This is a genomic window from Bifidobacterium psychraerophilum, from assembly GCF_000741705.1.
GTDB lineage: Bacteria > Actinomycetota > Actinomycetes > Actinomycetales > Bifidobacteriaceae > Bombiscardovia > Bombiscardovia psychraerophila.
This window is the reverse complement of record NZ_JGZI01000002.1, coordinates 175,296-197,579: the sequence shown is the minus strand read 5'-3', so window position 1 is coordinate 197,579 and position 22,284 is coordinate 175,296. Positions and strand designations below refer to the sequence as shown.

At 60.6% G+C, this 22,284-nt stretch carries 20 protein-coding genes and 1 tRNA gene; 7 read left to right on the top strand and 14 right to left on the bottom strand.

The annotated features are described in order from the left end of the window. The 10 genes from BPSY_RS01220 to BPSY_RS01165 form a co-directional block, all read right to left on the bottom strand. Nucleotides 1-1,291, bottom strand: a 1,291-nt coding sequence (locus BPSY_RS01220) for a TrbL/VirB6 family protein (RefSeq protein WP_051921375.1), incomplete at its 3' end; no start/stop codon positions are given. Then, entirely contained in the window at nt 1,291-2,016 is a 726-nt protein-coding gene (locus tag BPSY_RS10865) for a DUF8175 domain-containg protein (protein ID WP_051921373.1), read from the bottom strand. The genes BPSY_RS10865 and BPSY_RS01220, both read right to left, overlap by 1 nt. A 1-nt stretch (nt 2,017) precedes the next feature. Continuing rightward, entirely contained in the window at nt 2,018-2,344 is a 327-nt protein-coding gene (locus tag BPSY_RS01210; RefSeq protein WP_051921371.1) for a hypothetical protein, read from the bottom strand. 126 nt (nt 2,345-2,470) lie between these two features. After that, complete coding sequence (locus BPSY_RS10860) at nt 2,471-3,808, bottom strand: hypothetical protein (RefSeq protein ID WP_051921369.1); 1,338 nt, start codon at nt 3,806-3,808, stop codon at nt 2,471-2,473. Beyond that, nucleotides 3,805-4,434, bottom strand: a complete 630-nt coding sequence (locus BPSY_RS01200; RefSeq protein ID WP_033495902.1) for a hypothetical protein — start codon at nt 4,432-4,434, stop codon at nt 3,805-3,807. The genes BPSY_RS10860 and BPSY_RS01200 overlap by 4 nt, the downstream gene beginning before the upstream one ends. Before the next feature lie 10 nt (nt 4,435-4,444). Further along, nucleotides 4,445-5,515, bottom strand: a complete 1,071-nt coding sequence (locus tag BPSY_RS10855; RefSeq protein WP_051921368.1) for a lytic transglycosylase domain-containing protein — start codon at nt 5,513-5,515, stop codon at nt 4,445-4,447. Nucleotides 5,516-5,877: 362 nt separating this feature from the next. Next, nucleotides 5,878-10,083 carry an LPXTG cell wall anchor domain-containing protein gene (locus tag BPSY_RS01185; protein WP_051921366.1) on the bottom strand — a complete coding sequence of 1,402 codons (4,206 nt, stop codon included), beginning with the start codon at nt 10,081-10,083 and terminating at the stop codon, nt 5,878-5,880. A 130-nt stretch (nt 10,084-10,213) separates the two neighbouring features. Beyond that, nucleotides 10,214-11,086 carry a helix-turn-helix domain-containing protein gene (locus BPSY_RS10850; RefSeq protein ID WP_051921365.1) on the bottom strand — a complete coding sequence of 291 codons (873 nt, stop codon included), beginning with the start codon at nt 11,084-11,086 and terminating at the stop codon, nt 10,214-10,216. After that, nucleotides 11,083-11,310: a hypothetical protein gene (locus BPSY_RS11525; RefSeq protein WP_033495905.1), complete on the bottom strand. Its 228-nt coding sequence runs from the start codon at nt 11,308-11,310 to the stop codon at nt 11,083-11,085. Before BPSY_RS11525 ends, BPSY_RS10850 begins: the two co-directional genes overlap by 4 nt. Then, nucleotides 11,303-11,593: a hypothetical protein gene (locus BPSY_RS01165; RefSeq protein ID WP_156099231.1), complete on the bottom strand. Its 291-nt coding sequence runs from the start codon at nt 11,591-11,593 to the stop codon at nt 11,303-11,305. Before BPSY_RS01165 ends, BPSY_RS11525 begins: the two co-directional genes overlap by 8 nt. 101 nt (nt 11,594-11,694) lie before the next feature. On the opposite strand from BPSY_RS01165, the gene BPSY_RS01160 reads away from it, so the two are divergent. Both BPSY_RS01160 and BPSY_RS01155 read left to right on the top strand, forming a co-directional pair. Beyond that, on the top strand, nt 11,695-12,078 hold the full coding sequence (locus BPSY_RS01160) for a helix-turn-helix transcriptional regulator (RefSeq protein ID WP_157809756.1): 384 nt from the start codon (nt 11,695-11,697) through the stop codon (nt 12,076-12,078). Next, the gene (locus BPSY_RS01155; RefSeq protein WP_051921363.1) at nt 12,068-12,553 is read left to right on the top strand and encodes an ImmA/IrrE family metallo-endopeptidase; all 486 of its coding nucleotides are present in this window, start codon (nt 12,068-12,070) and stop codon (nt 12,551-12,553) included. The genes BPSY_RS01160 and BPSY_RS01155 overlap by 11 nt, the downstream gene beginning before the upstream one ends. Before the next feature lie 15 nt (nt 12,554-12,568). Here BPSY_RS01155 and BPSY_RS01150 read toward each other — a convergent pair whose 3' ends face one another. From BPSY_RS01150 to BPSY_RS01135, 4 genes are all read right to left on the bottom strand, one after another. Continuing rightward, on the bottom strand, nt 12,569-13,888 hold the full coding sequence (locus BPSY_RS01150; RefSeq protein ID WP_033495911.1) for a tyrosine-type recombinase/integrase: 1,320 nt from the start codon (nt 13,886-13,888) through the stop codon (nt 12,569-12,571). Nucleotides 13,889-14,079: 191 nt separating this feature from the next. Further along, a tRNA-Ala gene (locus BPSY_RS01145) sits at nt 14,080-14,152 on the bottom strand. A 117-nt stretch (nt 14,153-14,269) separates the two neighbouring features. Next, entirely contained in the window at nt 14,270-14,977 is a 708-nt protein-coding gene (locus BPSY_RS01140) for a DedA family protein (protein ID WP_033495913.1), read from the bottom strand. 269 nt (nt 14,978-15,246) lie between these two features. Beyond that, nucleotides 15,247-15,906 (bottom strand): DUF624 domain-containing protein, encoded by a 660-nt coding sequence (locus BPSY_RS01135; RefSeq protein WP_033495915.1) that lies wholly within the window; start codon nt 15,904-15,906, stop codon nt 15,247-15,249. Between the two features lie 186 nt (nt 15,907-16,092). Here BPSY_RS01135 and BPSY_RS01130 point away from each other — a divergent pair, with 186 nt between their 5' ends. The 5 genes from BPSY_RS01130 to BPSY_RS01110 all read left to right on the top strand — a co-directional run bounded on the left by BPSY_RS01130 (nt 16,093) and on the right by BPSY_RS01110 (nt 22,220). Continuing rightward, complete coding sequence (locus tag BPSY_RS01130) at nt 16,093-17,124, top strand: ABC transporter permease (RefSeq protein ID WP_033495917.1); 1,032 nt, start codon at nt 16,093-16,095, stop codon at nt 17,122-17,124. Nucleotides 17,125-17,149: 25 nt separating this feature from the next. Continuing rightward, nucleotides 17,150-18,082, top strand: a complete 933-nt coding sequence (locus BPSY_RS01125; RefSeq protein ID WP_033496125.1) for a carbohydrate ABC transporter permease — start codon at nt 17,150-17,152, stop codon at nt 18,080-18,082. A 70-nt stretch (nt 18,083-18,152) separates the two neighbouring features. Next, complete coding sequence (locus BPSY_RS01120) at nt 18,153-19,928, top strand: type 2 periplasmic-binding domain-containing protein (RefSeq protein WP_033495919.1); 1,776 nt, start codon at nt 18,153-18,155, stop codon at nt 19,926-19,928. 152 nt (nt 19,929-20,080) lie between these two features. After that, nucleotides 20,081-20,758 carry an SGNH/GDSL hydrolase family protein gene (locus BPSY_RS01115; RefSeq protein WP_051921361.1) on the top strand — a complete coding sequence of 226 codons (678 nt, stop codon included), beginning with the start codon at nt 20,081-20,083 and terminating at the stop codon, nt 20,756-20,758. After that, nucleotides 20,751-22,220 (top strand): alpha-L-fucosidase, encoded by a 1,470-nt coding sequence (locus BPSY_RS01110; protein ID WP_033495920.1) that lies wholly within the window; start codon nt 20,751-20,753, stop codon nt 22,218-22,220. Before BPSY_RS01115 ends, BPSY_RS01110 begins: the two co-directional genes overlap by 8 nt. The last annotated feature ends 64 nt before the right edge of the window (nt 22,221-22,284 follow it).

Below are 22,284 nucleotides of genomic sequence, written 5' to 3'. Positions count from 1 at the left end.
CAGTGGCCGCACCGGAGGAGGATCCGCCGGCCGTCGACGCACCCGAAGGCGCGGACGTCGCGCCGGATGCCGGGGCTGGCGACGAGGAGGAGGATCCGGAGGACGCGGAGCCGCGGGCGAGCATCATCGCCCCGGTCGGGGCTGCCGCGGCTGCACCGCCGCCCCCCGAACCGGAACCCATCGCGCTGACGGCGGGCACGGCGAACTTCATCAATGCGGGAAGGGCCACTATCGAGCAGACCATGAACACGAACCCCACCATCGGCCCGGCGATGGTGCCCGACTGGTCGCCGAATGCGCCGCCGCTGATCATCCAGAAGCAGGTCGCGTAGATGATCGACGCTACCGGCTTGTACAGGACGAACGCCACGAGCCATCCCAGGCTCTTGTGGTACCAGTTCATCCCCCATTCCGTGTTGGTGTTGGCCGAAGCGAGCGGCAGGATCCCGACCAGCACGACCAGCAACCCCGAGCGCAGGATCATCAGCGCGATCTGCACCAGGCAGGCGATCAGGGACAGCAGGCCCAGGATGATGATGAGCAGCGCCCCTCCAGGCATCAGGCCGCTGATCTGCAGATCCTTGGTGATCGCCGTGTTGAAGTCGTGGTCGGTGGCCGCGTTGAGCAGCCATGTGGAGAACGCGTCGCCGGCGTTCAGGGCCAGTTGCACCAGGGTGGTGCCGGCACCGGCCACCACGATGAGCCGCACCAGCGATTTCAACGTGTCATCGGCCGGCCGCGTGTCCCTGGCTATCATGAGCCGGACCATGCCGACCATGACGCTGATGGCCGCCGCCACCAGCATGTAGAACCACAGGTGCGCCTGCAACTTGCCGACCACGCCACCGACCCTGCTCGGCCCGGTTTGCAACACCGTGATGACCAGGGCGGTCGCCGAGCAGATGCCGATGACGGCGGCGAGGATCACGCCGAGCCGTCCGAACGCGTTCTCACCATCGCCCCTCCTCGCCTTCATGGCCCAGCGGGCGGCGAGCAGGATGATGGCGAACACCGCCATGACCAGGCTGATCCACTTCACGTATCCCAACGCCTGCATGACGCCGGCGGTGTCGCTGGGATTGACGGCCTTCGCGTCACTGCCGGATATGGTCGGCGTGGGCACCTTCATCCACAGCGTGGCGAACGAGCTGACCGCGCCGCCGACCGCGTCGCTGACCAGGCCGGCGATGATGCTGAAGATGCCGCTGACGAGTTTCCCGATCGCCGTGCCGGCGATGTTCAACGGGTTGATGGCGGAGGCGACCTCGCCGATCTGATCGAGCCAATCCATCAGCCGGACACCTTCCACTCTGTGTAGCCGGTGAACGAGGGGATCACGGCCGACGTGATGGGGATGTCCTTCTCACAGCGCAGCTTCCAGTCACCGTCGGACCAGACGAGATGGTAGACGATGCTCAGATCCACGGACTGGCCGGCCGACGTGCCCACGAACCCCAGGTCCACGGTCGCCTCACTGTCCGTGAAGTCCAGAATCCGGAAGCCGGCCGACGTGCCACGCGAATCTGAGGCGCTGCCGACCGGGAAGGATCCGAGCTGGCGGATCTTCGCGGCCGTACGGTCATACTGCGAGCCTTTCCCGAACAGGCTGATCGCATGCTCCGGGTCGCTCATGAGGTTCTGGTCCGTGGTCATGGCCGCGATGTTGGCCGCCGCGAACAACGCGCCCTGCGGGTCATGGGAGAAGCAGCTGCGCATGCCATCGTCCTTGACGACGCCGGGACCGTAGCTCTTCGCATACGGGTACGGCCACAGGGTCTGGTTCTCGTAACGCCATTCATCCACATGCGGTGCCGTAGTGAGGGTGGTGGAGTCCCCGGAACCCGGCAAACCGCAGACGCTGGGCTGCACGCTCGTGGCATCCGTCGACGTCGAGGAATGCGATGCGCTGGTGGAGGAGCCGGTGGAAGGCGCGGCGGCCGGCCCTCCCCAGCCGCACCCGGAGGTCAGGGCGAGGGGGGCGAGCAGCAACAGCGCCGTGATGGTACGTCGCCTCATCCTAGAAACCTCCCAGCCAGCCGACGACACTCGCGGCGAACGAGATGATGATGACCGCGATCAGGGCGATCCCCACCTTGTTGATCCCATCGCTGTCATCGCCACGCCTGGCATGGATGGCCCACAGGGCCGCGCCCAGGATCATGGCGAACACGCAGATGATCATGGCGATCCACTTGCCCAGGCCGATCAGCGTCATGAACTTCTCGCTTCCCGGAGGGGCCTGCGGCGCGGGATTCTGGAGGGCGAGAATACGCACCCCGGTCTGTGCCTCGGCCTGCGCCGTCCAATGGATCACATGATCCGTGATGGTCTGTGTTACCTGCATGATGATGCTCCTTGCTGATTGATTGCTGCTGTCCGTATGGTTCGTGTGCCGCCGTGGCGACCGGCTGCCGGCCGTATGCCTCTACACCGCCTCACCTCCTTTCCCTGGGTGGATCCGTCGCGCCGTTCACAGTCCCGGATCCGAGCCGCCGATGTTGCCTTCATCACTGCCCGCTCCGGGCACGCTCCATGAAGGTGCCCCGCCCGACGAACCGGAGGAACCCGATCCCGTGGAGCCGGAGGTTCCGCGACGCGTCGAGGAACCCGAGGACGAGGACCCGGATCCCGATGTCTGGGAACGACGCTTCGACGGGGACGAACTTGAGGAGCCGGACGAAGAAGGGGCCTGCGCCTGTGCGGCAGCCGCGTCGGCGGCCGCTTTATCAGCCGCAGTCTTGTCGGCCGCAGCCTTAGCGGCCACGCTGTCGTTCACGCCCTTGACCGGACCGGCAAGCGACGATTGCGCATCCTGGTACCGCTTCGCAGTCTTCACGCCCTTGTCGTCAAGTACCTTGTTCGCCGCGTCGATGGCCTGCTGCAACTTCACACGCGTCGCGTTGTCCGCGACCTTGCCATGCGACGAATCAAGCGTGCCCTGGGCCGCCTTCACCGCATTTGCAAGCGACGTCTTCGCATCCGCCAACGCCTTCGCATCACGCGACGCCACCACCGCATCAGCAGCCACACCGATCGCCGATGTCCGGCCGTCGGCCGTGGCGGCCAGTGTGGTGAGTTTGCCTGCCAGAGCGGTGAGTTGTGCGGTGTCCATCCGTATGGCGCACGCGGGGGCGCTGCCGAGGTCCGCCTGGCTGCGAGCCTGGCGCAGTGCGGTGACGGTGGCCGGGTCCCTGACCTGGCCCGTGTCGATGCGTGAGGCTGCTGCACTGTCCGTGAGGCTCCGTCGCAACGCATTCCGGGAGGCGGCGAGATCCTTGGACGCGCTTTGGCATGAGGTGAATGCCGCATCGTGTCTGCCGGAGACATACCAGCGGGAGGCCATGACGCCCGCAGCCGTGAGCAGCAGCGTGCCGGCGGCGATGAAGGCCACGATGGCCTGGCGTCGGCCGAACCGTCGTGTCGCGGCCTCGGGTCTCACCGCCGGTGTATCCGCGCCGGTGGGGGCCGCCGTGTCGGCTATGGCGTCGAGAAGATCATCGGTATCGTCGTCTGGTGCCGTTTCCTGGATGGCAGTGTCCGCTGGCGTCTCTTCGACCGGGGTGGTGTCGGTGACGACGCCCTGCCGGTCGATGTCCAGCATGGTGGTGTCGCCGCTGCCGCTGATGGTCACCGTGAACGCGGTGCGTTGCAGCCTGGCGAGCAGGCGCAGTCTCGACACCGCCTGCTCGCGCTGCGCGTCCATGCCGGGGGCGTCGAGCGGGGAGTGCGTGCCGTTGATGCACAGATCGCCTTCCCGCTCGTCGATGCTCACCGTCACCGGGGTGGCCTGTTGGGTTGGCGTGCTCATTGCACGTCCTGTCTGGTCGAGGAGCCTTGCACCTGCCAGTGACCTGCGGCGGTCCTGTACAGCAGCACGTCATCGGTGCCGCTCAGGGCCTGCGCCCTGGTGTTGTCCCGCCGGTGCGGGGTCATCGTCCAGTTGACGGTGATGGCATCCTGGTCGGATGCGGAGGGCACCCCGTCACGGCCCGTCGAGGTGATCGCGGTGCTGGTCCAGGCGCGGTGGACCGCCTCCTGGTTGAAGTACGCCTGCCCCTTGGCCTGGTCGGCATCGTATGCGGCCTGCTCCTCTTGCAGTTGGCTCGTGCCCCACAGCGCGGCCCGCTGGCCGGCGTACGCGTCGGTCAGGTCGCTCGTGGTGTCCCAGGTGTGGACGGCTATCGTGTAGTCCCTGGCCACGGCCGTCGAATCGTCCCATGCCGTGGCGTTCGGATCCGGAAGGATGCTCAGCCATTTCGCCTTGCCGCCGGGGATGGTCAGGCCTGCCGGTGCGGGCACGACCGTCGGCGCCGCCACCCCCTTGGGAGAGGCCGTGGCCGTTGAGGGACTGGCCGAGGGTTGCGTGAACCCGCATCCCGACAGGGCGAGCAGCAGGGTGAGTGCCGTGGCTGTGCGAGTGGTGGTGTGTTTCATCGAAGCTCCTTTAGTAGATGAACCAGACGCTGGACGAGGCGACCTGGAGTTGCTGCGCGGTGAAGGTCCGCAATTGGGGGGCGCTCATGGACGACCCCGATTCGGACACCACGATGCCGCCGTCAGCGTTGATCTGCTCGACCAGCGCCACATGCCCGTAGATGCCCGACGAGCCGAACACCCCGGGCGCTATCGACATCGCCGCACCGAGTTTGGGTGAACGGCCGGTCGCGTACCCCAGGGCGCGTGCCCTGCTGATCCAGAAACCACCGTTGCCCATATGCGCATCCACGGGCCGGCCGATGCTGGCGCGACGGTTCGCCACCCACCAGGTGCACTGCCTGGGCGGGTAGCCGCTCGGCCCGCCGTAATACGTGTCAGTGATGCCCATGGCCGCGATGTTGACGTGCCGTCCGTCGGCTTTCATGCTCAGCGCCGGCTTCAACTGGCCGGCGGTCGCGCCACCCGCATCGCCCGCCGTGCCAGACGTGTCGGTGTACTTCGCCATCAGCGCGAGGATCTTCTGCACATACGCCCGCGTCTCCTGGAAGGCGGGTATGCCCTTGGCCCGCTGCACGGCACCGATGCCGGCGTTATAGGCCGCCAGGGCGAGTTGCAGGGTGTCGCCGGCGAACAGGCCCTTGGCCTTCATGCCGTCGATCTGCGCGGCCAGGCCGCACATGTAGTTGCCCTGGGTCCATATCGCGTCGTGCGCGTTGAGGATGTCCGCCTTGCCGTCACCGTCGCCGTCCTTGCCGACGGACGCCCAGGTCGAGGGCATGAACTGGGCGATGCCCCTGGCCCCGGCGGGACTGCCCGCACCGGGATTCCAGTTGCTTTCGGTCTCGATCTGCGCCGCGATCACGGGGGCGGTGACCGTCTGGCAGACACTTCCCGCCTTGCGCACATCGGCCAAATACTGGTCGGGAACGTTGGATACCGAATCGCCGGTCTGCGTCATGCCGCCGCCCATAAGCAGCGAGAACATCAGCAGAGGCATCAGGATCAGCACCGGGACGGCCAGAACCGCGACGATGGCGACGATTACCGCCCATGCGCCGTGCCCATCACTGGTATCCATGAGATCCTCGATCCTTGCTTGCTGAAAACTCTTGAAGATGAAGGATGCCCCGCCCGCTGGGGGGAAGCAGACGGGGCATCATATGGGCCGGCGAATGTTGGCTGCCGACCGTGGCGCTGACGGTTGGGGGAACCGTCAGTGCCCTGTATGAGGGTCGGTGCGGTGATTGACCGCATCGAGGTGTTCAAGCTGCCTGTCTCCTATCGCGGCAGCCCTGCACAGCGATAGCACCATAAGTAGGCCGAATGACACTGCGAGAATAGCCACGATCCACAGCATGATGGCTCCTTTCGAGACTGGATGAATGTTGGTTTGGGGGATGCCCCGTCCTAAGAAGAGAGAAGAGGACGGGGCAGGCATGATTACTCCTTGCTGTCCGTATCCTTGCCGGAAGCGTCGGAGAGGGCGAGGGAACGGCGGTAGAGGAACAGTCCCGCACCGCCACCAGCAAGCAGAACTACGACGGCAGCCAGCCAGAAGATGTCGGCACCGGTCTTCGCGAGGGCGTTCTTGGCGGCCGTGGGCTTGTTGTACCCGTTCCAGTCGTCGTGCGCGCTGATCGCAGTGTCGTAGCACACCTTGTCCGGGTCGGCCGTTGGGGTCTTGCCTTCGAACGGGTCGGTGTCGACGGCCGGGCAGTCGATGATCGGCTGCGCGGTGACCTTCGCACGATCCGTGTGGTGGTCGTTGCTCTTGATGCCCTTCAATGTGCCGGTGACGTCCACGGATGCTCCGGGCTTCAACACGAGCGTGTTCAAGTTGGCCGGATACTTGAGGTCCACGACCGTGCCGGAACCGGCGATGGTGGCGTCCTTCAAGTCGATCTTCGAGAGACTGGCCTTGCCGGTGTTGGTGATGTGGAACACGATCTCGGTGTCACCCGTCACATTCAAGGCTTCGGCCGGCGTATTGCGATCCCCGGCCTTCATGCCGCTCTTCGCATCGTATTTCTCGATGCTGATGGATGGCGTCTGGTCGGGCGTGTGGGTGGTGACCACGTTCGACGGGCGATCCTGGCCGTTCAGATTCTCGATGAACTGGTTCCTGACGTCGCCGGTCCTGGTGCGTTCCATCTGCACATAGGCACGCCAACCCTGCTCGGTCGTGTCGTTCGAGGATGCGATGGCCAGATAGCGTGCCGTGGCGGTTACCGTGAGCACACCATCCTTGTCGACGGCCGTGAACAGGTCTCCACCGAATTTCGTGGAGTCCACGCCACTGCCGGCGATGCGGTTGCCCTTCGCGGCCAGGGTCACGGCCTTGCCGTCCTGGTATTCGACCACATCCTTGGTGGCGTACACCGCCCACTGGCCGGTGTACCGGTCGTGCGACTGGTCGTAGCCGTCCGTGATCTTCCAGTCGGTGATCTCCTTGTACGCACGATTCGTGTGCAGCGTGGAGCTATCCAGCTGGTAGAGGAACAGGTGGTTCAGGTAGATGCTCTGACCGTCGGCCGAAGCGCCTCCCACGTTGACCGTCACATCCTTGGAGGGGTTGATCTCCTTCAACGGGTTGGACACGGTGTTGGTGAGCTTCTGCTCGTTGTCGGTGACCTGGATTGCAGTGTTCTTCACCGTGTAACCGTCCTTGACGGCCTTCACCGTCATCGGCAGCACGATCTTGTAGGTCTGGCCAAGCACCTTCTGGTCGATGGCGGGAGAGGTGAGCGGATCCAGCTTCTCGGTCGAATACGCCTTCAGGTCCGACGACTGCGGGTCGCCCAGCACGGTCTCGCCCGTGGCGGGAATGGTCGTGTCCACCGTCTTGAAGAAGGCATACACGATGCCGTCCTTCTCCTGGATGTTGAACTTGCCGGTCACGTCACTGCCCTGGGCGTCAAGCACCTGGATCCCCGTCGTGTCAAGCTTCAAGTACTGCTCGTCGTAGTCATCGACCATGCCCAAGCGCTGCACCACATACGCGGTGTTATCCAACTTCGAAGCATCGAGGTTGACACGGTAGAAGATCCTGTCACCCAATACGGCGGCCATGCCATCAATGTTGATCTTCGCATCCTTCTGAGTGTCCTGCTTGGAGGGGTTGTCATCGGGAGGCGTGTTCTCCACAATGTTCGACGGGGTGATGGAATTGTTCAAGGTCAACTTCCACTGGTTGTCGACCTTCGTGTTCGCGGGAGCGTCAGCGGAAACCGTGCCTTCGAAACGCACGATGATGCGAGGGTTCGATCCGGCCTTCCAATTGGCCTTCACCCAGGCATCGGAGAACGCGAGACGAACCGTGTGAGCACTGTCATCCCAAGTGCTGGTGTACTGGCTCTTGGGAATGATGTTGCCCGTATTCAGGTCGGTGACCTCCAAGGTCTGCTTGTCCACGTTCAGATACTGGTCGTAACTGTCCGTCACACCCACGTTCGTCACCTGATAGGCGAGGTTCGCGGGAAGTTTCGGCGTGGTCTCAAGCTTGTATTCGACCTTCTGGCCGGGGAACACGGTCTTGCCGTCCACGCTGGACTGGTCGCCGCCCTGTGAGGACTCGGCAAGCACATCCTTCGTCACCGGGGGCACATACCCGCAGATCTCAGGCTCGTTCGTATCCTCACTCTGCGTGTTCACCGTCTCGGAACCTGCATTCGTCAAACCCGCGCCAGCGGTACCAGTCGATAGCGAGGAATGCGTCACTGGCGATTCATCGCTGGGTGGATTTGTGCAGAACGTCAGCTCGTCGCCGGCGTTCTTGCCGAAGTCGGAGCGCACCTGCTCGGCGCCGCCACCGTTGGCGAAGTTCACGGTTCCCGGAATCAGCAGGGTAAGCTGCTGAGCCTTCGCCAGACCCTTCAACGAAGCAAGGTAATCTGCCTTAGCGGTTGCAGTGGCAACCGTACCGTTCACGGTGATGGTGAACTGGTCGGTGACGTCCTTTCCCGTGTTGGCGATATCCGCGACACTGGACTGCTTCTCACTGCTCGCATCAGCCGCATACACGCGGATCCTGGAAGCGTCAGCAGCATCGAAGATGTAGTCAGCCTTCGCCCAATCATCCGTCAAAGTCAACTTCTTAGGAGCCTGGATCAGGTTCGCGGCAACCGTCCCGTTGACCACGGAACCGACCGTATCCCCGTCAAGGAACGTTTCAGTGTCGGCACCGGTCTGGTTGCTCCTGGACGGGTCAATCACTGCCTGCCACTTGCCATCCACGTATTTGATCCAAGACTTGTCGGGGTTAGGACGCCAGGTCGGGAACGACTTGCCATCCGTGTTCACACTCGGCTCCTGATTCCACTTCACCGACGCCACATCATCGACCTTGGAGAAGTCAGGCTTGGCAACCGTCACGTCGAAGCTGAACGCATAGGTGTGATCCAACGGCATCTCGCCCTTGGCCTTCGTACGCACGGCGGTCACCGTGTTCGCGCTCTTATCCCAGGTGATCGTGAAATCACCGGAAACGTCGGCACCACTCGTGGTATCCACCAGCTTGCAGTTGTCGATGGAATAGTTCACGCCATTAGGCGTGATCCTGTCCTGAATCGTCATCTCATAGCCACCACGACCGGTACCGGTCGTGATCGTCGTACGATTCACCATCCGGTCGGCGGAAGTACCCTCTTCGATGCTCTTCGAAGGCTTCACGGGAGGCACCGCAGCAACCGAGAACGATTCAGACGCCTCACGATCCGTGGTATCCACGGCAGCCTGCATCTTCCCCTGCCTGGCAACCTGCACGTCAAACCAGTACGTGCCTTCCTGCCAATGCGACAAACCAAAATCTGACGGCATGAAATCAGGAGAGTTCTTCGAACCATCATTACTGATGGCCATGCTCTTCGTCACGCTTCTCGCGGCCACATACCCGTTCCTCTGCCCGTCATAGTGCATGATGACCTTCGCCGTCAGATTCTCACTCAGCGAGGAACCATTGTTCGACGTGGTGATCACATCATGCACCGCAGCGGTGGAACCCACCTTCATCGAGGCGGCAGACGCCTGCTTGGTGGACACGGAAAGCTTATAGGCGACCGGTGGTTCGTCACTGGAAAGGACGATGACAATAATTCCTGGTGTCTTCGCCGCTTCACGAGCAACCAGTCCATTGATCGTGGTCACACCATCCGAGAACGGAGTCGTCGTCTGATAGCCGACGCCCTCATACGAGTAGGTCTTCCCCTGAGTCACCGCATTCCAGGCAGAAGCCCATTGCGATGTAGTGAAGCCGCCTGTGCTGCCGGTGTACTTTCCGTCAGTGGAAACCGCACCAACGCTCACCAACCTGCAACCGGCATTCGTGTCACCGTTATGCTTGGCAGCATAACGAGACTGGCATTCACTCACCGCACTATTCAACGCTGTATTCGCTGACGCATCCGCAGGATGTGAAGCGTCGTTATAGGACGTCAAACCCATCGCGGCCAACGCGACATCCACATTCCCTAGTGTGGGAGCACCATAACTATCACGGTACGTGAAACTGATCTGGCCGTCACCACCGGAGCCTGTGCCACCGCCACCCGATCCGCCGCCACCATCAGCGTAGGCCAGTGGTGAAACGAGCGTGGAAAGCGCCGCGAACACGGCAGCGGCCACGGTCGCACCCTTCTTCCAATTCCTCATATTCTTCCCTTATCATTAAGGGGCAGCCCCTTATGGGTTGCCCTAACAGGCCCCTGCTATCGCGTTCATCCGGCAAAAGAGAACCGCGGTAACGGGGGCACAATTGGTGTCCGCCGTGCGTGCGGACACGTCACGGCGTGGACAGGTCATCGTCAGTCGGCAAACCCAACCGTTGCAGTGCCTGGATGCCGGTGATGCCCGTGTTCAACAGTTTGGCCAGGGTGACCGCGAGACCGTCGGGAGTGGCGTTCTCCTCGTCCCTGCGCAGCAAGGCGAGCACGTGCGTGCATTTCCAGGTGTGCGTGTGAACATGGCCGGATGGGTGGCGGGCCTTGACCGTGAGGTTGAGTTCAAGGCCGCGTCTGAGCCAGTTGCGGAAACTCGCGTCCCAGTCGGCACTGACCTGTGCCGAGGAGAGGCAACGGTCACGGAATTTCGCAAACTCCGCATCACAGTCCAGACCCAGCGTGGTGGCGAGAGCGTGGTGTGTAGCATCGGGTTGCCAGTCGCCGATCCCGCTCATTGTGGGTCGGCGGCGACGGTGTGGGAGTCTCTCACCCGGGTTATTGGTCGGGTTATATGGTTCGTGCGCACCGTGCTGCACGTCTACGGGGCTGTGATTGCACCCCTGGACAGCGCTTGCTGCATCCCTGTGAACATCCACGGGTGCAGGATCTGCACCCGTAACGGTCGTGTCCTCCACCCGGTGTCTCGTTGTTCGCAGGTTCAGGTCCCATACCGTGGGGCGATGATTGCCGGGCAGGTACGAGGCGAGCCGCTGGTTGCCATGGTGTATCGCTCCGGACCGTTCCAGCAGGCGCAGCTTGTACTGCACCGTGCGGCGTGACACCTCGGCGATCCGGGACAGCGTCGCCAGGCTGGGGTAGGCGCCGGTGCCGTCAGGATTGGCGTAATCACCCAAGGCGATCAGGATCACCTTCGCGGTCGCGTCCTTGCCCGTGGGCGCCTCGTTCAACGCCCACAGCATGCTGCGCAGACTCACGGGCGTCGCCTGCGATGGATCCTCGTGGTGCTGCGCACCTCGACGAGCCGTTCGTCCAGATGCTCGATGCTGTCCGTCGACACCCGATACTGGCGTGAGGGCTGGCATACGCGCAGCACACCCTCCCTGCCGAGCTTGAGGATCTGGCGACGATCCATGCCCAGCATGACCGACGCCTCACTCAGATTCACCCACTTCGGCACGAACCCGCCACCGCTACTCATGATCGGCCTCTCCGCTCGCAACCCCATGATGCGTGTCCGGCACTGGTAGGGCCGCCTCTTCGTCGGGGCTTACCAGGGTCTCGATGTCGACATGGAAGGCTCGCGCCAGCATCTCCAGCTCATGCACATCGAACGGTGACGTGGAGGGGAAGCGCAGCCGACGGATCAAAGTCACCCGAGGGATCCCCGTCAATTGCGAGGCACGCAGCACGGAAGCGCCCGACCGGGTGATGACCGCCGCGACATGGTGCGCGACGAGTGTCGCGAAACTTGAACTGTCCATGAAAGACATGGTAATGCCCAAACAGGCAGCATGTCAATATCGGAAGTGCCCATATAGGACTTGATAATGACTGTTCAGTGTTATAGAGTGTCCATATGGACATGAACGAAGCTACAGCGAAGACCATAGCATCCGAACGATCGGCGGCGGGGCTGACGATCAAACGCCTCGCGGAACGCTCGGGCGTCCCCGAACGCACCCTGATCCGCATCCTCAAGAACGAGCGTGACATCAAGGTCACCCAACTCGCCCAACTCGCCGAAGTGTTCGGCGTCTACCCCCACGAACTCATCCAATCCGCCGAAGCGTTCATCGAACGCGACCAGCGCGGACCCGTCACCCTGGGGGAGCCGCAGCCCAGCGAACTGTCCGAAACGGACAAAACAGCATACGTGCTCAACAAGATAGGCAACCATGACGTCAGGCTCGCGGCATCGCACGACCCCAACAAATGGGCTGAGGCGGCAGGCGGCGATGGACGATAACAAGCGCATCCTCCCCAATTTCCTGCACCGGACATACACGCAGATCATCAACGACACCGAGCACCTCGACGTGAGCGTCGTCAACACCCTGCTTCCGGGGGATCTCACCGGAATATACGATGAAGCAACGAAGCTCATCCTCATAGACCAGCGGCTCATCAGCGCCCAGCAACGCTGCACCCTGGCACACGAACTCGTGCACTGGGAGCACGCCGACGAAACCTGTTCGGGAACCCTGGGCTCGAAGATCGAGCGGCACACCCGCATGGAAACCGCATCCAAGCTCATACGGCCGTGCGAATACGCCCTCGCCGAGAACGAATACGACGGCGACACCTACGCCATCGCCTGCGAACTGGACGTCACCGTGCAAGTCATCGAAGACTTCCGCAACTACCTCGCAATGGTCCCTGCCATGACAGACCGTCGGCAACAGGCATTTTGCCAAAGCCGAAGATCGACGGGTGGCATCTGACAGCCAGGGGAGGAATCAGCCTTGCTTCTTCGCTTGTTTGCCCGTTTCATGCCGCATCATGGCGGTGGAGAGTTGTGATGACAGCTGTTCGTTCTGCTTTCTGAGTTCCTGTATGCGCTGATCATTATCCTCTATACGGGAGCGCAGCGACTCGACGGTATCATCACCGGGAATGAGCGAGCCTACCTGGCGGGCGAGGTACCTTGACCGCGACTGGACACTGTGCTGATAACGCATCGCGGTCTGCGGATCCGAATGACCAGCCGCATCCATGATCTCACGCACCGTCGCACCCTGCTGAGCAAGCAACGTCAACGCCGTATGACGCAAATCATGGAAACGAAGATCCTTGCGCCCTGCCTGGATTCTGGCCTTGTCATACCAGCCTCTGAGCGTGTTGGGGTGCAACGGGACTGAACGGTCAGCGACACCGGGGAAAATAAAAGCACCAGCTTCGGGACCAGTAAGGTCGACCAGCGTCTCCATCATAGGTTTCAATTGCGGAGGTATGCTCTCATCGCGTTCACTATGCTCGGTTTTGGTCCTGCCAATAAGCTCCGGTCCAATGGTCTTGCGGCTCGTACGAATATGAAGCACCATATGGTCCAGATCAATGCTGCTTCTGGTGAGCGCGCAGATCTCACCGATGCGCGGACCGTTGCAGAACACGGCGATGTACACCGCCGCGCGATACCGTTCGGGCATGGCCTCATAGATCATGCGTACCTGTGCGATCGTGGCGGGCACCGTCTCGGTGTTGCGACGCTGTGATGGTGTCATGATGGTGCAGGGATTCCTGGGAATCAGGGGGCTTTCCCCATCAGGTCCGGGACTGCTGGCGGATGCCAACACGCTCTTGAGCACTTTGAGTGCATTGATGCACATGCTGCGCTGCGAGTGATCCAACCCGTCCCACCACCGATCCACATCACGGCTCGTAATCTCGGCCAATCGGCGTTTGCCGAAAAACGGGAGGATATGGTTCGTCGCGTCCTTGCGTATCCTGTAGACCGTGCCTGCCTGGAGTTGGTCGCCCGACCGGGTACGCCGCAGACCCAGCCATTGTTCAAAGTATTGCGCGAAGGTCAACGAGCGACGCTGCTGTTCCCGAAGGATCTCCCTTTCAGGCTGCCATGAATGGGCGTCGATACGAAGCTTGGCGTCCCTGAGCCACACCAGTGCACCGGCCTCGTCTTCGATGTCGAAGCTGGCATACTGACGCTCCCTCAATCCAGGCCACTTATCAAAAGCCCAGAAGGGCGTCAGATAACTCGCCTCTATCCACGCGCTCGTCCGATTGCTCTTGTGCCGAAGCGTACCGAATCTCCGAGTCATAACATCCTCCTGCACCCGTGAACCATGCTGCTTTTACCACATGAATTACCACGCCAAACAGGAAACAGCAAGCGAAAACACGGCATTGCACGTCAAGACAGACCAACCGGGAAACCATGGAAGCACAAGGGGAAAACACTGAAATGGCAACAAAAAAGGCCGGTCACGACGGACCGGCCCTTTGATAACCGTGGAGCTAGGGAGAGTCGAACTCCCGACCTCTTCGATGCGAACGAAGCGCTCTACCAACTGAGCTATAGCCCCGATTGGGTGTTGTCTTGCTCGGCAGGACAACGGATGCCACTTTAGCGCAGGGGGTGCCCTTTCGCAATTCGGCGGCAGAAATACCGGGGCTTCTTCCTTGCCGCGCCGTGTGCCGAGTTACTCTGCGGACTCTGCATCAGGGTTGGCGGCGGCTTCTGCCGGGGTCTTCTTGTGCCCGAACTTCGCCTTGAACAGGCCGATCAGGGTGGGGAGCAGCGATACGAGCAGAATGATGACGATGACGACTTCGAAGTGATCCTGGACGAAGGGTATGCCGCCGAAGAAATATCCCATCAGGGTGAACAGCGTCGACCATACGATGCCACCGAGCACGCTGAAGGGGGTGAACCGCGCCCAGCGCATGCCTGAAATGCCTGAGATGAATGGCATGAAGGTGCGGATGAAGGGGAAGAAGCGCCCGAGGAACACGGCAAGTGCACCCCATTTCTCGATCATCTTCTCGGTCTTCGCCACGCGCTCAGGCGTCATGGCCTTGACCTTGCCGGACTGGATGATGCGTCGTCCGAAGAAATGGCCGATGAAATAGTTGCACTGGTCCCCGATCACGGCTGCGCACCAGACCACTGGCAGCAAAGCGACGAGGGGGAGTGCCGATTGCCCTGTCGAAGCACTCGGAGCCGCGAAGAAGCCGGCTGCGAACAGCAGCGAATCGCCCGGGAGGAAGGGGAAGAACACGACTCCTGTTTCCACGAAGATGATGATGAAGATGAAACCGAGGGTCGGGGCGACCCCCATGGTGATCCAGCCGGCTATGGCCGAGCGGGGATCCTTAAGCAGCTGAAGAAAAAAATTAACGAAAGCCATCAAAGTCCTGTCGTGTCGGAGCGTTCCCTGAACAAACGCAACCCAAGACTAACAGCGCTGGCCTAAATACCGCCCAAAATCGGGAGCTTGGCACCAAGCTTTCCAATTTTCCTCACATACAGGGCTCCCGTGAGGTGTTTGCGCAGTCCTTCCCCCCTCTGGCGTGCGCGCGGCCTTTCGTACGGCCCTTCGCCGGAGCGGATGGGTGCCTTACGCCGGATATCGCCACGCATGGATCCGTATGCCTGTGGTCGTTGACAGCGTGGATCTCATAGCGAGGCCGTGGGCAGGGTGTAGTCCGGAGCTTCCCTCTTCTTATGGGGATCAGTGCTGACCTGGTCGAAGATCTTCAGATAGATCAAGGATTTGGTATAGGCCAGCCAGGCGAAGCCGAGCAGCAGGAACGCGACCCTGAGATAGCCGGTGAACACGAATAGCGCGATTCCTGCCATATCTATCGCCAGCAGTGCCAGTGTCTTGGTGAAAACGGCCCAAGGCAGCATCAGGGAGTTCTTCCACGTGCCGGCGAAGGTGTTGTCGTACCGTGCCTGGAGAGGGAAGTGGTATTCGAAGGTCATGACGACCACGACGGTCGCGACGATCAGCACGGGCAGGGTGATGTTCGAAAGCGTGGTATCCGATGAATACCAGAAGATGATCGCGAAGGCTATTGCGGCTGCAAGCGCCACGAAGATGAGCGACGAGGCGATGGATCTCAGGAATTCGTCCTTGAAGCGTTTCAGGTATTCGCGCCCGAGATCGATCCCCTCATTGTCGGTGTAGGCGAACACCGTGCTGTAGAGGGCCGTGCGCGCGGGGCCGATGGTCACAATGGGAATGATCGTGATGACGAAGAGCACGTTGAGGATCAGGAAACGCGTGCATTGAGTGATGAATTGCCATACCGGGCCGTCGATGTTGAAACGCATGACAGCCTCCTTTCCGACCAATTCCAAGCCTACCCGAGATGAGTTGACACCAAAGTCAAACGAGTTTATTATCTTATTTATAAACCAATCAATAAGGATACAGCATTGAGCCATCAAAGGCGGGGCTCCTGATGTGAGATTGGTTGAGTGCCCTCTGTTTGGGCGCGTCACCGGGCCAAAGGAGGAATGGTGCATACTCGGAGGAAAGTTGTAGGGGTAGTCGCGCAAGCGCTGGAAGATGGGGGATCCGATGTGGCCTTGGCCATTTCGGAAACAAGCCGTCAGCGCAGGCGACGCAAGTCGGGACGACAGGCAGGCAGCAAGTCGCACGCCATACGGCTGTGGCTGCTCATACTGCCTTTTGTGATTCTCGCGGTTTTGTTCTGCTACCTGCCGCTATTCGGTTGGGTGTACGCATTCTTCGACTATCAGCCGCCCATACCGCTTTCGGAGAGCGAATTCGTCGGCTTGCAGTGGTTCAAGATGATGGTTCAGAACCCCGCCCAGCTGCAGACCATCGGCCAGGTGCTCATGAACACCTTCGCGATGAGCGGTCTGAATATCCTGACCTCCTTCTTCCCGCTGATATTCGCCATCGCACTGAACGAGATCAGGGCCAAGTGGTTCAAGAATCTCGTGCAGACCCTGACCACACTGCCGAACTTCATCAGCTGGGTACTCGTCTACGCCGTCGCCTTCGCCATGTTCTCATCGACCGGCATGGTCAATGAACTCCTGCAGAACATGAATGTGATCTCGGAGCCGATCAAATTCCTCGACTCGGATTCGCTCACATGGCTGAAGATGCTGCTCTGGGGCATATGGAAGGGTCTTGGCTGGGGCTCGATCCTCTATCTTGCCGGAATATCCGGCATCGACCAGGAACTGTACGAGGCCGCCCAGGTCGATGGAGCCAACCGCTTCCAACAGATCATTCATGTCACCGTTCCCCAGCTGATGCCCACGTACTTCGTGCTCCTGATGCTGTCGGTCTCGAACTTCCTGAACAACGGCATGGATCAGTACTTCGTATTCCAGAACGCCTTCAACATGCAGCACATCCAGGTGCTCGACCTCTATGTCTACAACGTCGGCATGGGCAATAACTCGCTGTCCCTGGCCACGGCGATATCGATGCTCAAATCCCTTGTGAGTGTGGGGCTGCTGGTGGTCGTCAACTGGATGTCCAAACGCACCCGCGGCGAATCAATCGTATGAGCAGGCACCGGTGAAAGGAACCATCATGAAATCAAGAGCATCCAGGAGCACCGCTCCGGTAATGCGCCGGAGCCGCGGAGAAGAAGTCTACAACGTATTCAACATTCTGTTCTTCATCGCCTTCGCCTTCGTCTGCGTCTATCCCTTCTACTATCTGATCGTCAATTCGATTTCAGACAACGCGGCCTCGGCAGCGGGGGATGTGAACTGGTGGCCGGCAGGCATCCATTGGGAGAACTACAAGCAGGTGTTCGCCCTCGACGGTCTGACGACGGCGGCCTTCATCTCCTTGGCCCGTACCGTGATCGGAACCGCGTTGACGGTGATCGCCAGCGCATTCCTGGGATACATGTTCACGCAGAAGAAGATGTGGCATCGTGCCTTCTGGTACCGCTTCATCGTGGTGACCATGTATTTCAACGCAGGTCTGATCCCCATGTTCATCACGATGAAGAACCTTGGTCTGACCAACAATTTCTGGGTGTATGTGCTCCCGGCGATCGTGCAGCCCTTCAACATCATCCTCGTGAAGACCTTCGTGGAATCCATCCCCGACAGTCTCCAGGAGGCGGCCCAGATGGACGGCGCCGGAACGCTCACCGTGTTCCGCAAGATCGTGCTTCCGATGTGCACGCCGATCCTGGCGACCGTGGCCATATTCTCGGCCGTGGGTCAATGGAACTCCTTCCAGGACACCCTGATCTACATGACCGATTCGAAACTGTATTCCCTGCAGTATCTGCTCTACACCTACATCAACCAGGCGAACGCATTGGCCGCCTCGGTCAAGGCCAGTTCAGGTACGGCCATGAACATGGCGGCACTCGCCACACAGCAGACACCCACCTCCATACGTATGACGGTTTCGGTGATCGTGGTGCTGCCGATCCTGTTCGTGTACCCATTTTTCCAGCGTTTCTTCGTCAAGGGCATGATGCTTGGCGCCGTCAAGGGCTGATTACCAACTACCAACGTGAGTTTCCGCAGTGCTGCGGAAACAGTATCAACAACAAGGAAGGAAGGACGACATGTCCATCAAGAAGAAGGCAACGGTCGGGGTGGCGCTGACGCTGTCCGCGATTCTGGCGCTCGCGGGATGCGGAGGGGACAAGACCGCGGCAGACGAGGACGACGGATCATTGATGACCGTCGAAGTCTACGATGATCTGGCGAATTACCAGGGCGAGCAGAAGGGTTGGTTCGCCAAAATCATCAAGGACAAGTTCAACATCAAACTCAACATCGTGGCTCCCAACGTGGCGGGCGGCGGCAGCACGCTCTTCGACACGCGTGCGGCGGCAGGCGATCTGGGAGACATCATCATCACCGGCTACGGTTCGGGACGAGGCGAAAAGCTGGTCAAGTCCAAGCTGATCGACGATATGACCCCTTACCTCGATGGCATGAGCAACATCAAGAAATACTCCGCGGCATCCAAGGCCCTGAACAAGGCCATCGGACAGGAATCCGGCGTCTGGGGCATTCCCGGTTCGGTGTCGTCCCGGCAGCCGACCGAGGCCGGCGAGGGGCTGGAGCCGACCTTCGGTCCTTATCTGCGCTGGGATTACTACAAGGAGATCGGATACCCGCAGATCGACACCCTCGAGGACCTGATCCCCGTGCTCAAGCAGATGCAGGACAAGGCGCGCGCGGATACCGGACAGAGCAACATCTACGCGATGAGCCTGTTCAAGGACTGGGACGGCAATATGATGAACAACGCCAAACAGCCCGCGACCTTCTACGGCTTCGACGAGATGGGCTTCGTGCTGGCCAAGGCCGATGGTTCCAGCTATGAATCGATCACCCAAAAAGACGGTATCTACGAGCGTGTGCTGAAGTTCTTCAACGCCGCGTACAAGGCGGGCCTGGTCGACCCTGAGTCCACCACCCAGAACTACGACACGATGAACACCAAATACAAGGAGGGCAAGGTGCTGTTCTCCTTCTGGCCATGGCTGGGTCAGGCCGCGTACAACACCACGGAGAACAAGGCCGCGGGCAAGGGCTTCATGATCGCGCCGCTCAAGGACCAGAAGATCTTCTCCTACGGGGCGACGCCCAACGGTGGCACCACGATGATCGCGCTGGGTTCGAAAGCCAAGAACAAGAAGCGTCTCGTCAAATTCATCGACTGGCTGTATTCATCTGAAGGCGTGTACAACTCCGGAGCTCAGACCGGTGGCGCCGCAGGTCCGAAGGGACTGAACTGGGAGATCAAGGACGGCAAACCCGTACTTACCGACTTCGGCGAGAAGGTGCTCAGCGGAGGCAGCGCGAACGTCCCTGCCGAATACGGTGGAGGTTCCTATTCCGATGGTGTGTCCGCACTCAACTACCCCACGGTTCTGGTGAGTGATACCGATCCGGATACCGGATATTCCTTCAACGCCTCCATGTGGCCGAGCGAGCTTGAGAAAGCGAATGCCAATCCACTCAACAAGGACTGGTCGGCGCATATGGGAGGGGCGAAGACGACCATGGAGTACCTCGAAAAGAACAATATGATCGAGGTGGCCCCAGGCGCGACCTACGTCCAGCCGGATGAGGACTCCCAGATCTCCACGCTTCGCGGATCGATCAAAACCGAGATAGTCAACTCCTCCTGGAAGGCCTCCTTCGCCAGCAGCAGCAGCGAGTTCGAGAAGATCCTCAGCAGTATGCGTTCGACCACCGACGGACTTGGCATGAGTCAGGTGCTGGCCGTCGATATGAAGAATGCCAAGGACCAGGAGAAGGCGCGCAAGGCGATCGTCAAGGAGTATGCGAACAAGTCCTCCGAGTCCTCCTCGGATTCCAAGTAAGCGGTCCATGGAGACCATAACCGAATGATGCACAGCCGGGCGCCTGAGCGTATCGAAGCAAGGCTTCGGGCGCCCGGCTCGTGCATGCACCGCCCTTTGCACCGTTGATGCGCGCATAGCTGCCGTGTCCCACTATCAGAACAAGGATTTTCATGCTGATTTTTCCCAGACGTTCCCGCATCGTATTCGTGGGTGACTCGATCACCGACGCCGATCGGGACAGAAGCGCTCTTCCCGGTGGCTGGGGCTTCGGACAGGGCTATGTCAATCATCTGCACAATATGCTGACCGCAGTCTACCCGGACAAAGATCTCATGACCGTCAACTCCGGCAACAGTGGCGATGACATCATGGAGATGGCACAGCGTTGGGAGGACGACGTCCTGGATCTTGAACCTGATTTCATATCGGTGATGATCGGTGTGAACGACGCCTGGCGACATTTCGACGGCACACTCCGACAGGCAGCGGTGCACGAGCCGGATGAGTTCGAGGAGGTCTATGACGGCCTGCTCGACCTGACGCGTGCCCGCCTGCCGAAGTTGCAGGGCATCATCGTGATGAGCCCCTTCATGTTCGAGGCGAACCGCGATGAGGCCATGCGGGTGAAGGTCGAAGCGTTCTCACGGGCTTCACAGCGCGTGGCCGAGAAACATCATGCGATCTTCGTGGACGTGCAGGCCGAGGTCGACCATTTTCTGACCCGTCAGCATCCCTGCATAGCCAGTGCAGATCGTGTCCATCCCAATGAACGGGGCGCTATGGTCGTCGCCCATTCGTGGCTGCGTTCAGTGGGTTTCGAATGGGAGAGGAGCGCTTTCGATGATTGATCTGGCAGGCATCGACGATGTGATCGCATCAGGTCCATACCAGGCCACCTGGCATTCGCTGAGCAGGCATGCGTCCCCAAGCTGGTTCGCCGACGCCAAATTCGGCATATTCACCCATTGGGGTCTGTATACCGTGCCCGAATTCCGCAATGAGTGGTATTCGCGCAATATGTATATCCAGGGCTACCCTGAATTCGAGCATCACCGGGCAACATACGGCCCGCAAAGCAGCTTCGGCTACAAGGATTTCATCCCGCTGTTCAACGCCGAGGCCTTCGACCCGGACGAGTGGCTCGACCTCTTCGAGCAGGCGGGTGCACGATACTACTTTCCGGTGAGCGAGCATCATGACGGATTCCAGATGTATGCGAGTGAGCTGTCGCACTGGAACACCGTGGATATGGGACCTCATCGCGATATCCTCGGTGAGCTGCGTGACGCCTGCATCCGTCACGGGATGCATTTCGCCACGTCGAATCATCGGGCCGAGCATTGGTGGTTCATGGGGCATGGCCGGGAGTTCGACTCGGATGTCCGGGAGCCGATGAACAAAGGTGACTTCTACTGGCCGGCCCAGCCGGAACCGGATAATCAGGATCTCTTCAGCGTGCCGCGACCGACGACGGCATTCCTTGAGGATTGGCTGTTGCGTGTCTGCGAGATCATCGACGCCTACCGTCCGGAGATGCTGTATTTCGACTGGTGGGTGCAGCATGAATCTTTCAAACCCTATCTCGCGAAACTCGCCGCATTCTATTACAATCGCGCAGCGGCTTGGGGCATCCCGGTGTCCATCTGCTACAAGGACGATGCCCTGGCCTGGGGCAGCGGTGTGGTCGATGTCGAGCGTGGCGGTTTCGCCGCTCCGCAGGCATTCGTATGGCAGACCGACACCTCGATCGCCCGCAACTCCTGGTGCTATACCGAAACCCTTGAATACAAAAGCCTGCAGGAGCTGTTGGTCTCCCTGCTGGACGCGGTCAGCAAGAACGGCAACCTGCTGCTTAACGTCGGCCCAAGAGCGGATGGTTCGATAGCCGAGCATGACAGGCGGCTGCTCGCCGGCATCGGGGCATGGATGAAGGCCAATGCCGAGGGCATCTACGAGACACGGCCGTGGAAGCTTTCGCAGGAGGGCCCGACGAAGCCCGCTGAAGGAGCCTTCGCCGATCAGCAGGCAGTCGTCTGGACCGAAAAGGATTTCCGCTTCACCAGCAAGGACGGCAGCATCTACGCTTTCTGCCTGAATCCACAAGGAGCCGAAGAGCTCTCCATCAGCAGCTTCGCCGCCTACCACGATGGGCAGCGCGCGCCCTTCCACGGCATCATCAGCAGCGTCGAACAACTCGGCGTGGGCCCGGTGCCGTACGAGCGCAGGAATGAGGGTCTGCTGATCCGGCAGGCTCACAGGCAGGCGGATATGTCCGAAACCCCTGTCGGATTCAAAATCAGCGTCGCCTAGACCGGGCATATTGGGGCCGTCTGCGGGAAGCCTTGGGCGCGGGCGTTCCCCTGAAGACGCATAT

What these genes read in the sequence shown, in the direction of transcription:
- BPSY_RS01135 (WP_033495915.1), bottom strand. Translation starts at nt 15,906, where the DNA reads ATGCGTTTCAACATCGACGGCCCGGTATGGCAATTCATCACTCAATGC.
- BPSY_RS01150 (WP_033495911.1), bottom strand. Translation starts at nt 13,888, where the DNA reads ATGACTCGGAGATTCGGTACGCTTCGGCACAAGAGCAATCGGACGAGC.
- BPSY_RS01125 (WP_033496125.1), top strand. Translation starts at nt 17,150, where the DNA reads ATGAAATCAAGAGCATCCAGGAGCACCGCTCCGGTAATGCGCCGGAGC.
- BPSY_RS01110 (WP_033495920.1), top strand. Translation starts at nt 20,751, where the DNA reads ATGATTGATCTGGCAGGCATCGACGATGTGATCGCATCAGGTCCATAC.
- BPSY_RS11525 (WP_033495905.1), bottom strand. Translation starts at nt 11,310, where the DNA reads ATGAGTAGCGGTGGCGGGTTCGTGCCGAAGTGGGTGAATCTGAGTGAG.
- BPSY_RS10860 (WP_051921369.1), bottom strand. Translation starts at nt 3,808, where the DNA reads ATGAGCACGCCAACCCAACAGGCCACCCCGGTGACGGTGAGCATCGAC.
- BPSY_RS01210 (WP_051921371.1), bottom strand. Translation starts at nt 2,344, where the DNA reads ATGCAGGTAACACAGACCATCACGGATCATGTGATCCATTGGACGGCG.
- BPSY_RS01165 (WP_156099231.1), bottom strand. Translation starts at nt 11,593, where the DNA reads ATGGACAGTTCAAGTTTCGCGACACTCGTCGCGCACCATGTCGCGGCG.
- BPSY_RS01200 (WP_033495902.1), bottom strand. Translation starts at nt 4,434, where the DNA reads ATGAAACACACCACCACTCGCACAGCCACGGCACTCACCCTGCTGCTC.
- BPSY_RS10855 (WP_051921368.1), bottom strand. Translation starts at nt 5,515, where the DNA reads ATGGATACCAGTGATGGGCACGGCGCATGGGCGGTAATCGTCGCCATC.
- BPSY_RS01185 (WP_051921366.1), bottom strand. Translation starts at nt 10,083, where the DNA reads ATGAGGAATTGGAAGAAGGGTGCGACCGTGGCCGCTGCCGTGTTCGCG.
- BPSY_RS10865 (WP_051921373.1), bottom strand. Translation starts at nt 2,016, where the DNA reads ATGAGGCGACGTACCATCACGGCGCTGTTGCTGCTCGCCCCCCTCGCC.
- BPSY_RS01140 (WP_033495913.1), bottom strand. Translation starts at nt 14,977, where the DNA reads ATGGCTTTCGTTAATTTTTTTCTTCAGCTGCTTAAGGATCCCCGCTCG.
- BPSY_RS01130 (WP_033495917.1), top strand. Translation starts at nt 16,093, where the DNA reads ATGGTGCATACTCGGAGGAAAGTTGTAGGGGTAGTCGCGCAAGCGCTG.
- BPSY_RS01160 (WP_157809756.1), top strand. Translation starts at nt 11,695, where the DNA reads ATGAACGAAGCTACAGCGAAGACCATAGCATCCGAACGATCGGCGGCG.
- BPSY_RS01155 (WP_051921363.1), top strand. Translation starts at nt 12,068, where the DNA reads ATGGACGATAACAAGCGCATCCTCCCCAATTTCCTGCACCGGACATAC.
- BPSY_RS01115 (WP_051921361.1), top strand. Translation starts at nt 20,081, where the DNA reads ATGCTGATTTTTCCCAGACGTTCCCGCATCGTATTCGTGGGTGACTCG.
- BPSY_RS01120 (WP_033495919.1), top strand. Translation starts at nt 18,153, where the DNA reads ATGTCCATCAAGAAGAAGGCAACGGTCGGGGTGGCGCTGACGCTGTCC.